The sequence below is a fragment of the Cetobacterium somerae ATCC BAA-474 genome (genome assembly GCF_000479045.1).
Taxonomy (GTDB): Bacteria; Fusobacteriota; Fusobacteriia; order Fusobacteriales; family Fusobacteriaceae; genus Cetobacterium_A; species Cetobacterium_A somerae.
In genome coordinates this window covers 1-12,455 of sequence record NZ_KI518056.1, presented here as the reverse complement: position 1 = coordinate 12,455, position 12,455 = coordinate 1, and the positions used below count along the sequence as shown (strand labels likewise).

The window sequence follows — 12,455 nt, the reverse complement described above, 5'->3', positions numbered from 1 at the left end:
GCCTCTGCTTCAGAGAGTACTCTTTTATTAAACTCTATCCAACTTATCTCTCTGTTGTAAAAGTCCTTTCCAGTATAGGTACTCATTCTCCAAACCTCCTATTTATTTTAAGCTCTATATCTAAGTCAAAAAGATATTTAAAAAGTTTTGACTGTTTCTCAAAACTACTTTTCTCCATATAAAAATCTTCTTTTGTATCCATCTCTATTATTAAATTAGTTTTAGTTAAATTTATTTTTTCATTATATAATCTTCTTTTTTTCCCTCTATCTAAAGATGTTGCTATTTTAATAATTGCTATAATTTTTAATAGTTTTATTAACTCTTCACCTTTAAATCCATAGTTATAAAGTGATTCTAACTTTGTATTTGACGTATGAGCTCTAACTATAAAGGCTATTTTTTCAATCATCTCTCTATTCAAACCAAATATTGTTGTATTTTCAAGTATATACGCTGAATGCTTACTATGATTTTCAAAATCTATTGCTTTTCCTATATCATGTAAATAGGCTGCTATTATAAAATATTTATAATCTTTTAATCCTAAAGAATGATACCCTTTCAATTTATCTAATAATTTTATACCTATATTTTTTACAAACTCTGAATGTTCTCTATCAAAATCAAATTTTTCACCTAAATCTATAACTGAATCTAATGTTATTTTCCATAATGTTTCTTCAAAAGAGTATCTAATTTCAGGATAAAATTTCTCTAATGCACATAAATCTTTTATATTAAAATCTAAAAATTTAATCTCTTTTACTTCAAAATAATCAGCAAAACTTATAATTAAACAGATTGATATAACCATTAATTTTGCAGTAGGCACACTACACTTATATTTTGTAGAAATTTCATTGTATGAATGCTCTTGTAAAAACTTTATTTTTTCTTTTAATTCACTTAATGTTAAATTTTTTAAATCCTTTTTTCCAAAAATTAATTTTAAAAGTTTTTCTTCTAATTCTCCTTCTAAAATAAGTTTTTTTATAATCTTTCTTCCTACATCTCTTCTTATGAACTCAACATAACTTTCCATATAATCACAAATAAAATCAAAAGCCTTCTTTGAATTTATATTATTTTCTTCAAGTATTAAATATAACTTTTCTGTCCCTAAATTTATATGCTCATTTATAGATAACTCTCCTTTATAAAATAGATATACCCCTGAACTAAAAGATTTTAAATTAAAAAATAATCTGCTCTCTTTTTTTGAAAAAACCTCTTTTTCCAAATGAATTAATTTTTTTATAGAGTAATATGTTTTTTCACTTAAATCTATACTTTCTACAGGTAAATTTACTTTTAGCTTTATTTGATCTAGAACCATTGGAAAGTTAGTTATTGTTTTAAAAAACTCACTAAATATAATTTTCTTTTCTGTAGTTCCATAATCTCTAGATAAGTTATCCATTTTTTTTAATATCTCACATAATTTCCTCATTTTTTCCAGAGAAATTTCATCCTTGTCTTTAATCTCTTTGAAAAGATTAATATCTTCTGTAACTTTTTCTAAAACTTTATATCCATTTTCTTTTTTTTCATATATTTTCATCTCTATAAAAGTTGAATTAATCTCTATTACTGTATAAGTCCCCATATCCTCTCCATTCTATTTATTTCATTTTAAACTTCAATTTTTTATCAAAAGTATTTATAAATTTTTTCTGAGATATAAACAAATCAATAATTTTTAAGTCCTCTTCATCTTTATCTTTAATAAAAAATATAATCTCATCTTTTGTAATTTCTATTTCAAAATTTTCATCTTCCAATAATAAATCATCATAAAATATATTTGTCATATTCAATATTTTAGAAAGCATCATTAATTCATCTATTTCACTATCTTTAAACATCTCCTTATATTTTTCTAACCCTTTATATTTTTTATTTCCTCTAGCTACAATTAATGCTGAGGCTACAAGTTCTTTTTGCTCAATACCTTTTACTCCCAAATTTAATATCATATAAGCTGAGTGCAATGGATAATTTACAAAATTAATACTCTTTCCTATATCATATAAATACGTCACTATCTTTATTATTTTTTCATTTATTCCTTTAAGCTTATATTCTCCATCCAATGATAAGCATATTTTTTTAAAAATTTTATATTGTTTTTCTTTTATTATTGTATTAATATCCAAAATTTCCAATATCTCTCTAAAACCATCTTCAAAAGGATCTTGAATAACTTTCCCACATTCACTGAGTCTTTCATACAAAACTCCCTCTCTTATTCCATAGCCACTAATTATTAACTCTTTTAAAGAGAAATATGTTAATACCTCTTCTACTGCTATCGCTGCCCCTATAAAAACATCAGCTCTCGCTTTTGATAATCCTTGTACATCTTGTTTCTCTTTATAGTCTTTATCTTTTAAAAAGTTTACCACTTCTTTTACACCATCAACACTTACCTTATAATTATGTAATAACTCCAAAGGATAGTTATTCATATATAGATTTACTCCTCCAATATTTCTAACTGTTCCTCCTACCCCTATTAAAGGTAAATCTTTTATTTTATCTTTCCACTGAACTATTTTAAGTTGGTTTTGTATAAACTCTCTTAATGTCTCTTCATCTTTTTTACTTAATTTATCTTTTAAATTTGCAATTTCTGATAAAGTTACTGCTCCAAAATTTAAACTTACTCTCTCTAAAGCTTCTCTATTTTCAAAGTGAACTATTTCTAAACTTGATCCACCCAAGTCAATTACAACTCCATCTTTTATATCTAATGTGTTTATTGCTCCTTCAAAAGAAAAATATGCTTCATCCTCACCTTTAAAAACAATTACATCTATTCCTGTTGTTTTTAATATTTCTTTTAATAGATATTCTCCATTTGTAGCAATTCTTAAAGCCGCCGTTCCAAAAGCTACAATTTCATCTACGTTATTTTTTAAACATACTTTTTTAAATAATTGTATTGTTTTTAATGCTAATTTTATTTTTTCATCCTTTAACTCTTTTTTATCGTTTATCCCCTCTCCTAATCTAACGGTTTCCTTTATATCCTCTATTGGAATAAAAGATTTATTCGGAGTAATTTCATATATAACCATTCTAATAGAGTTAGAACCAATATCCATAACGCAAATTCTTTTTCTTAAAATCATTTTAACTCCTCCAAAACTTTTGTATTTTTAAGGATTTACTGCTTTTTTATCTCTCTTCCTTTTCAAAATAAATTTCAACTTTTATTTTTAATTTATAAAAGGAAATATAGGCATTTATATGTACTCTAATTATAATAACGGAAACAAAAGGAGGAGGCTATGACTAGTACAAATAATAATTCTACTGATCTTGTTAATATAAGGGATTTGTTACCAGAAGATATTCCAATTTTACCTCTTGTAATAAGACCTATTTTCCCAAATATTCTAACTCCAATCGCTTTCACAGGAGAGGATTTTTTACAAGCAATAAAAGATGCAGAGGAACACTATAACGGTTTCATCGGTTTAGTTTTTGTGAAAGATATTGATGATAATGATTACTTCAACTCAACTTTATATGATGTTGGAACTGTTGTTAAAATTAATAAAGTTACATCTATCTCCCAAGATTCTGTTCAAGCTATTGTTTTTGGTGTAGAAAGATTTAAAAAGAAAAAAGTTGTCCCTGGAAATTCTAGATTGTGTTGGAAAGTAAAATATAATAGAGAAACAACTGATTCATCCGTTGAACTTAAAGCTTATATGCTTGCCATTATGACATCTTTAAAGGAAATTTTTGAAGTTAATCCTATACTAAAAGAGGAGTTAAAACTCTTAGTTTCCCAAGCATCATATGACCATCCTAGTATTTTTATAGATTTTGTTTCTTCAATGCTAAAAGCTGAAGCAAAGGATCTCCAAGAACTTTTAGAAGAGTTTAGTATAGTTAATCGTTCACAAAGACTTTTAACGATGCTGAAAAAAGAATTAGAAATCTCCCAACTTCAAGCTAAAATTTCTAAACAAATCGAAGATAAAGTTAGTAAGCAACAAAAAGAATATTTTTTAAGAGAACAGCTAAAATTAATAAAACAGGAACTTGGATTAGAAAAAGATGAAAAATCAGCAGTTATTGATAAAATTGTAGATAAAATAAATCATATTCATCTATCTCCAGAAGCTGAAAAGATAGTTGATGAACAACTTGAAAAACTTTCTCTACTTGATCAAGGTTCTCCTGAATATCATGTAGCTCGAACATATATTGAGTCTATTGTTGAACTTCCATGGGGCGTTTTTTCAAAAGATAGATTGGATATAAAGAAGGCTAAAACAATTTTAGATCGGGATCACTATGGTCTTGAAGATATAAAAAATAGTATTTTAGAATTTGTAAGTACAGTTATAAAAACTGGAAATGTTAATGGATCCATTCTTTGTTTAGTCGGACCTCCAGGAGTTGGAAAAACATCAATTGGTAAATCAATAGCAGAATCATTAAATAGAAAATTTTATCGTTTCTCTGTTGGTGGTATGGTTGATGAAGCTGAAATCAAAGGGCATAGAAGAACATACATTGGAGCTATGCCTGGAAAAATTATTCAAGCTTTAAAGCTTGTACAAACATCAAATCCTGTTATTATGATTGATGAAATAGATAAAATTGGAAATAGTTTTAGAGGAGATCCCGCTTCTGCTTTATTAGAAGTTTTAGATCCAGAACAAAATAAGGATTTTTTAGATCACTACTTAGATATAAGATATGATTTATCAAAAATTCTTTTTGTTACAACTGCAAATCAACTAGATACAATTCCAAGACCATTACTTGATAGAATGGAAATCATTCATTTATCAGGCTATATACTTGAAGAAAAATTACAAATAGCTCAAAAATACTTAATTCCTCAACAACTTAAAGCTCACGCTTTGGATAATAAAGAGATTACGATAAGTAAAAATGCTCTAAAATTTATAATAGATAAATATGCTAGAGAAGCTGGAGTTAGAACTTTGGATAAATGTATTCGAAAAATTATGAGAAAAGTAAATCTGAAAATTGCTGAAGGTAATAAGGAAAAAGTTAGAATAAACGAAAATAATGTCGAATCTTATTTAGGAGTTCCAATTTTTACTACAGAAGAACTTTACCAAAATGAAATTCCAGGAGTTACTCTTGGATTGGCATGGACTTCTATGGGTGGTGCAACACTATATATTGAAGCAGCTAGTATCAGTAATAAAGAGAGTGGATTAAAGCTAACAGGGCAATTGGGAGATGTTATGAAAGAATCAGCAGAGATTGCATATTCATATATTAGATCATTACTCGCTAAGGATAACACTCTTCCTGCTGAAGCAAAAGAATTTTTTGATAAAAATAGAGTTCATCTACATGTACCTGAAGGTGCTACTCCTAAAGATGGCCCATCTGCTGGTATCACAATGGCTTTAGCTCTTTACTCTTTAGCTACTAATACTCCTATTAGAAAAGGTATTGCCATGACTGGAGAATTAACTTTAACTGGTAAAGTTTTACCTATTGGAGGAGTTCGAGAAAAAACTATCGCTGCTAGAAGGGTTGGTATCTTTGAACTACTTCTTCCTAAAGATAATAAAAAAGATTTTGATAGACTTCCAGATTTTTTAAAAACTGGTATTACAGTTAATTATGTTGATTATTTCACTGATGTTATTAATTACACTATAAAAAAATAGAAAAGGAATGCTTCAATGCATTCCTTTTTACTTTATTTCAATCTCTTTTATAATATCACCATCTAAACTTTTTATACAAAAGTAGTTATCCTCTAAAATTCCATAACTATTTACATTTCCACCTTTTGGTAAAGATATAGAACCTGGATTTAATCTATATATACCATCTTTTTCATATGCTACTGGTAGATGAGTATGTCCATACATAAATATATCTCCTTCACAAATATTAGGCAAATTTTCTTCACTATATACATGACCATGTGTTACAAAAATTCTCTTCTCTTTAAAAAAAATCGTAGAATAATCTCCTAAAATTGGATATTGTAACATCATTTGATCTACTTCGCTATCACAATTTCCTCTAACTGCAATTATTTTATCCTTATAATTATTTAGTATATCTGCAACTTCTTTTGGATTATATTCCAATGGCAATGGATTTCTTGGTCCGTGATATAATTCATCACCTAATATTAATATATATTTAGCTTCTTCTTTTTTATAAGCTTCTAACGCTTTTTTTAAGAAATAACTTGATCCATGAATATCTGACATTACAAAAATTTTCATAGCTAATCTCCTTAAAATATTTTTTTTCATTATATATCAATTTTCTAGAAAAAAAAAGGAATTTATTATTTTCTTTTTAATAATACTTTTAGAAAAGAGTTGCCTTTTTAATATTAAAATGGTATACTTCTGTCGAGTATACATTAAAGTTGTATATTTATACTTAATTAAAATTATTTTAGGAGGTTATCATGGCTCATAGAATTAACGAAGATATCTGTATCGGATGCGGAACTTGCGAGGCAATCTGTCCTGTTAGCTGCATTTCAGAGGTTGATGGAGGAAAAAGAAGAATCGACGAGGATCAATGTATTGATTGTGGTGCTTGTGCAGGTGCTTGTCCTGTTGAGTGTATCGCTCCAGCTGAGTAATAACTTACAATAAGAGATCAAGAAATTGATCTCTTTTTTATTATATATTTATATTAAAGGGGGCTTAATGAAACTTATTTACAAAGTTAATATTGATGAAATTGGAAAATTTATAGATAGACCTAATCGATTTACAGCATCACTAGAGCTTAATAATAATGAGATAATTACTGCTCATGTTCATGATTCAGGAAGAATTAAAGAACTTCTTTTTCCTGGAAATCAAGTTTTTTTAAGAAAAGCAAAAAATATCGAGAATCGAAAAACTTTATGGGACGTTATTGCCGCTTGTGCAGATGATAATGAAGAAATTTTAATTAATTCATCTATTCATAGATATATCACCGACAATTATTTTAAAAATGAGGATATTTCTATCTTTGGAAAAATAGATTTTATAAAACCTGAAGTTAAATTTGGTAATAGCAGATTAGACTATTTAATTGAAAAAAATGGAGAAAAGATATATATCGAAACTAAAGGAGTATCTCTTTCTAAAAATAAAATCGCTACTTTCCCAGATGCTCCAAGTGTAAGAGCAACTAAACACTTAAATGAGCTAATTGAAATTAAAAAATCTGGTCATCGTGCTGCTGTTATACTTATTATTTTGAGAGATTCTGATTTTTTTGTTCCTAATTATGAAACTGATCCAATTTTTTACAAAACATTTTATAAAGCAATTGAAGAAGGGGTTGAAGTCTATCCTCTACAATTTTCTTTTATCAATGGCGAAATTTTCTTTAAACATAAAAAAATTAAAATCATTCCTCATAAAAATAACTTCTAAATATAGATTTCTATACATTTTTGTATTTTCATATTTTTATGATATAATAGTAATAAAAATGTTTGGAGGTCACTGTGGAAGACAAATTTTTAATTGAATCTTTAAATAGTTTACTTAAAGATGATCTTTTTAAAATCTTAGCTAAATTTAATATAAAAATTGCTAAAAGTACTGTTAAAGGAAAAATTATAGAAAAGGTTACAGAAGCTTATGAAAATAATACTTCAGCTTTTTTAGAAATTTTTTCTAAGGATACTATATCTTTACTTTCTCAATTTAATGTTGAGAAAAACCAAGTTAGCGAACAAGATTTCTTTGAATATGAGGAATTTTTATTACCGTTACAAAGTTTTGGATTTATATCTAAAAATGTTATAAAAGAAAAAGACAATAACCACTACCTTATCTCAACATGGTTTATTGAAACTATAAATTCTATTTCTCAAAAAGAAGAGAATAAAGTTTTAATTGACTCTTATCAGGAACTTGAGATGCTAATTTTAGGAATGATTAGATTCTATGGTGTTATTGATGAGCATAAATTATTAGAACTTTTACTTCCTACATTTAAAGATATTACTTTAGAGAAAATTCATGCTTTTATTGATTGTAGATGGATTTTAAATGTATTTATATCAAAATTAGAAGATTCTGGAAGCAAAACTATCTATTTAGTAGCTGATTCTGTTTCTGAACCTGTTGATATTTTACATGAAACAATTAAATATGATGGTTTAGAGTACAAAATATTAACAAATGATGAGTACAAAAACTATTGGAATTACTTCTTCATTGAAAAAACTCAAGAAGTTGCTGATTTAATTGCCCTTCTAATGTCTCACAAAATGCAAGGAGCTCAAATTGGATTTGAAATTACAACAATAATTGATAGATTAAAAAATAATCTACCTATAGAAGAGATTGTTTCTGATAGTAAAACTAGAATTAAATTTGATAATTCTAATTCTGAATCTATATTTACAGCTCTTGTAACTAAAATTTCTAAGTCTTTACCTCTTTGGACTCTAAAAGGACATTCATATGTTGAAGTTTTTGGTGAAAATCAACCACCAAGAGTAGTTAATAAAGTTGGTAGAAATGAAAACTGTCCATGTGGATCAGGAAAAAAATATAAAAAATGTTGTGGAAAATAAAAAAAATAGGAGCTAAGCTCCTATTTTTTTATTCAATTATATTTGGTTTTAGTTAATTTCTATACTTTAATAGTATAGTATTTGTAAGATTTTGTCAAGAATTTATTTTTTTCTTCATTTTAATGTATTTTTTATGTATAATATACAGAAAAATAAAGGAGTTTTGTATGAATTTTTTAAACAATTTTTTTAAAATCCAAGAAAGGCATAGTAGCATCAAACATGAGATTATTGGAGGAACTACTACTTTTCTAACTATGGCTTATATTATTTTTATCAATCCTGCTATTCTTAGTGAATCTGGAATGGATAAAGGAGCCCTTATTACTGTTACCATTATTTCAGCAGCAATTGGAACTCTTATATCTGCCCTTTTAGCTAATGCACCTTTTGCTTTAGCACCAGGTATGGGTTTAAATGCATTTTTTACTTATTCTCTTGTTATTGGAAGAGGTATTCCTTGGGAAACAGCTTTAGGTATTGTTTTTCTTTCTGGTGTATTTTTCTTCTTTTTATCAATTGGAGGAATTAGAGAAAAAATTGCAAATGCTATTCCACTTTGCTTAAAAATATCTGTGACTGGAGGAATTGGTCTTTTTATCGCTTTTATTGGTCTAAAAACTTTAGGAATTGTTTCTTCTAATCCAGCAACAATTATTGGTTTAGCAAGATTTAACTCACAAATTTTAATTGGAGTTATTGGTCTTTTTATTGCAATTATATTAGAAATAAAAAAAGTTAAAGGTGGAATATTAATAGGTATAATTTCATCTACTGTTATAGGTCTATTCACTGGTGATACTATAATGCCTAACTCTATTGTATCTATGCCACCTAGTATTGCACCAATAGCTTTTAAATTAGATATTATGGGTGCTCTTAAATTATCTTTATTAGGCCCAGCTTTTTCTTTTATGTTTGTTGATCTTTTTGATTCACTTGGAACTTTAATTGCATGCTCTAAGGAGATTGGACTAGCAGATAAAAATGGAAAAGTTAAAGATCTTGGAAAAATGCTATACGCAGATGTTACTTCTACTATAATCGGTGCAGTTCTAGGAACAAGTACTGTTACTACTCTTTCAGAAACAGCTGCTGGAATTGCTGCTGGTGCTAGAACTGGATTAGCTTCAGTTGTAACTTCTCTTTTCTTTATAGTTGCATTATTCTTTACCCCTTTAGTTTCTATTGTTCCATCATTTGCAACATCACCAGCTCTTATTATCGTTGGAGTTTATATGTTTAAAAATATTTATGAACTAGATTGGAAAGATTATAAAACTCTTTTTCCATCTTTTGTTACAATATTAATGATGCCATTAACTTATAGTATCAGCACTGGACTAGCATTTGGTTTCATATCTTATATAATTATCCATGCTGGAACTGGAGATTTTAAAAAATTAAATCCTACTCTTATCTTTATAGGAGCTTTATCAGTTCTAAGTCTAATTGTATAAAAGTAAAAGACAGCTATTTTTAGTTGTCTTTTATTAATTCAAGTAATATTTCAATTAATTTTTCCCTAGCTGGTGATTTTGTCATTGGAACATGATCAGAGTCTAACGTTATATACTTCCACTTTCTTTTTTCTACTCTTTTCTTCATAATTTTTTTAGGTTTTTCTAAATGCTCAAATCCAGTACTATCTAAACAATCTATATAAGCTCCTGGAATTTTTTTTCCATTTCCTTTAAATTTAACTTTTTCCTTATATGGATTAAAAGGCATATCTTTTATTAGCGGATGCTCCTTTCCAAATAATCTTTTAGGTAAGTATTTATCCTCTCCTTCATTTTTACATATTTCATATAACTCACCTTCTCTTTTTTCTCCAAATAAAGTTAAAATACTTTCGTTATCTTCTAGAAAAAAACTATCAATATATATTTGATATTTTATTCTTTCAGGAACTAATTCTACTACAGCTGATACTACTGCGCCTCCAAAAGAGTGTCCAATTAAGTATATATTATCTAAATTATTTTCTAATATTAGATGTTCTACCTCTTTTGCATAAGTAGTCAAATTAATTTTATTTTCTAGAATTTTTTTTCTATCTCCTATTCCTGATAGACTTGGACAATATACATTATTACCATAAAGTTTTAATATCTTTTCTATATCTCTAAAAACCCATCCCCCAACACCCGCTCCATGTATTAAAATTATATTTTTTTTCATTTTTCACCTCTATAAATAATAAAAGGCTTGAAATTAATCAAGCCTTAAGATATTACATTCCTTTTAGTAGTATTTGTACCTCTGGTCCAATTGGGAATCCACTTAACATCCAAGCTGCTAAGAAAATTGACCATCCAATTAAGAATGTTATTGAGTAAGGAAGCATTACTGATATCAATGTTCCTAAAGAAGCTTTCTTATCATATTTTTGCATAAATACAATTATCATTGCAAAATATGACATTAAAGGAGAAATTATATTTGTACTTGAATCTCCTATTCTATAAGCTAACTGAGTAAACTCTGGTGAGTATCCTATTCTCATTAACATCGGAATAAATACTGGTGCTAATATAGCCCACTTAGCTGAAGCTGATCCCATAAATAGATTTAAGAATCCTACGATTAATATAAATCCGATTACTAATGGAATCCCACCAATTCCAGCTGTTTCTAAGAAGTCTGCTCCTTTTACAGCTAAAATTGTCCCTAAGTTTGTATATCCAAAATATGCTATAAATTGCGCTGCGAAGAATACTAAAACTATATATCCAGCCATTCCTTGCATTGATTTAGTAAGCATACCCATTACATCTGAATCATTTTTTATTGTTCCAATAGATTTACCATAAGCTAATCCTGGAAGTGCGAAGAAAATTACGATTATTGGTACCAATCCACTTCCTAAGAAGTTTTTACCTAATGCAAAATAAATTGGTACTAATAAAACTAACATAACTACTGTAGCCATTCCAGCTGATCTTAAAGCTTTTTTCTCTTCAACAGTAACTTCTTGGAAATCAATAGCTTCATCTCCTGTATATTTCCCTAATCTTGGTTCTACTATTTTATCATTAATTAAAGTTCCTAAGAAAGCAATTACAAATGTTGATGCCATCATAAAGTACCAGTTTGCTGTTGGTAAAACCTCATAAGTTGGATCAAGTATTTTTGCAGCTTCCGTTGATATACCTCCTAAAAGTGGATCAATTGTTCCAATTAACAAGTTAGCTGAGAATCCTCCAGAAACTCCAGCAAATGCTGCCGCTAATCCAGCAATTGGATGTCTTCCAAATGACAAGAAGATTAATGCTGCCAATGGTGGTAATACAACGTATCCTGCATCTGATGCTACGTTTGACATAATTCCTAAGAAAATAACCATAACAGTTACTAATTTTTTAGGTGTAGATAATGCAACTTTTTTTAATATTGCTGCCATTAATCCAGATCTTTCAGCAATACCTATTCCAATTATTGCTACAAGTACTGTCCCTAAAGGTGCAAATCCAGTAAAGTTTTTAACCATAGATGTAAATATATAATTTACTCCCTCTTTAGTCATTAGAGATTTTGTTGATATAACCATCTCCTCTGTCTTCATTGTTTTACTATTGATTCCAACAAAATCAACAGACCAACCTAAAGCTCCACCTATTCCAGATATAATAATAACTACTACAGCTAATATTGCAAAAAGTGTAGCTGGATGTGGTAGGGCATTTCCTCCCTTTTCAATTATGTTCAAGAATTTGTCAATAAAACTCTTGTTATTAAGTTCGTTCTTTTTTAATTCAGCTTCCATTTTCCCCTCCATATTGATAATTTATTTTCATTTTATTATAAAATGATTAATAAACTTTCTACTATAGATAAAGGATACCATATTTTATATAAAATTAACAAGATTAATTTTATATATTTT

At 27.8% G+C, this 12,455-nt stretch carries 11 protein-coding genes; 5 read left to right on the top strand and 6 right to left on the bottom strand.

Going from position 1 to position 12,455, the window contains the following annotated elements:
• The 3 genes from HMPREF0202_RS15690 to HMPREF0202_RS00405 all read right to left on the bottom strand — a co-directional run.
• Positions 1-86: hypothetical protein (locus tag HMPREF0202_RS15690; RefSeq protein ID WP_023049764.1), on the bottom strand; the 86-nt coding region annotated here is incomplete at its 3' end.
• The gene (locus tag HMPREF0202_RS00410; protein WP_023049763.1) at positions 83-1,609 is read right to left on the bottom strand and encodes an HD domain-containing protein; all 1,527 of its coding nucleotides are present in this window, start codon (positions 1,607-1,609) and stop codon (positions 83-85) included. The genes HMPREF0202_RS00410 and HMPREF0202_RS15690, both read right to left, overlap by 4 nt.
• Positions 1,610-1,625: 16 nt before the next feature.
• Complete coding sequence (locus tag HMPREF0202_RS00405; protein ID WP_023049762.1) at positions 1,626-3,137, bottom strand: Ppx/GppA family phosphatase; 1,512 nt, start codon at positions 3,135-3,137, stop codon at positions 1,626-1,628.
• Between the two features lie 159 nt (positions 3,138-3,296).
• On the opposite strand from HMPREF0202_RS00405, the gene lon reads away from it, so the two are divergent.
• Positions 3,297-5,678, top strand: coding sequence for an endopeptidase La (lon, locus tag HMPREF0202_RS00400; RefSeq protein WP_023049761.1), 2,382 nt, complete (start codon positions 3,297-3,299; stop codon positions 5,676-5,678).
• Between the two features lie 27 nt (positions 5,679-5,705).
• On the opposite strand, the gene yfcE is transcribed toward lon, so the two are convergent.
• Positions 5,706-6,251 (bottom strand): phosphodiesterase, encoded by a 546-nt coding sequence (gene yfcE / locus HMPREF0202_RS00395; RefSeq protein WP_040405924.1) that lies wholly within the window; start codon positions 6,249-6,251, stop codon positions 5,706-5,708.
• Positions 6,252-6,442: 191 nt separating this feature from the next.
• On the opposite strand from yfcE, the gene HMPREF0202_RS00390 reads away from it, so the two are divergent.
• The 4 genes from HMPREF0202_RS00390 (at position 6,443) to HMPREF0202_RS00375 (ending at position 10,026) form a co-directional block, all read left to right on the top strand.
• Complete coding sequence (locus HMPREF0202_RS00390; protein WP_023049759.1) at positions 6,443-6,622, top strand: ferredoxin family protein; 180 nt, start codon at positions 6,443-6,445, stop codon at positions 6,620-6,622.
• A gap of 67 nt (positions 6,623-6,689) precedes the next feature.
• Positions 6,690-7,412 (top strand): DNA/RNA nuclease SfsA, encoded by a 723-nt coding sequence (gene sfsA, locus HMPREF0202_RS00385; RefSeq protein ID WP_023049758.1) that lies wholly within the window; start codon positions 6,690-6,692, stop codon positions 7,410-7,412.
• A 74-nt stretch (positions 7,413-7,486) separates the two neighbouring features.
• The gene (locus HMPREF0202_RS00380) at positions 7,487-8,566 is read left to right on the top strand and encodes an SEC-C metal-binding domain-containing protein (RefSeq protein ID WP_023049757.1); all 1,080 of its coding nucleotides are present in this window, start codon (positions 7,487-7,489) and stop codon (positions 8,564-8,566) included.
• 167 nt (positions 8,567-8,733) lie between these two features.
• Positions 8,734-10,026 carry an NCS2 family permease gene (locus HMPREF0202_RS00375; protein ID WP_023049756.1) on the top strand — a complete coding sequence of 431 codons (1,293 nt, stop codon included), beginning with the start codon at positions 8,734-8,736 and terminating at the stop codon, positions 10,024-10,026.
• A gap of 19 nt (positions 10,027-10,045) precedes the next feature.
• On the opposite strand, the gene HMPREF0202_RS00370 is transcribed toward HMPREF0202_RS00375, so the two are convergent.
• Both HMPREF0202_RS00370 and HMPREF0202_RS00365 read right to left on the bottom strand, forming a co-directional pair.
• Entirely contained in the window at positions 10,046-10,750 is a 705-nt protein-coding gene (locus tag HMPREF0202_RS00370; protein WP_023049755.1) for an alpha/beta hydrolase, read from the bottom strand.
• Between the two features lie 52 nt (positions 10,751-10,802).
• Complete coding sequence (locus HMPREF0202_RS00365; protein WP_040405921.1) at positions 10,803-12,335, bottom strand: AbgT family transporter; 1,533 nt, start codon at positions 12,333-12,335, stop codon at positions 10,803-10,805.
• Positions 12,336-12,455 lie beyond the last annotated feature (120 nt).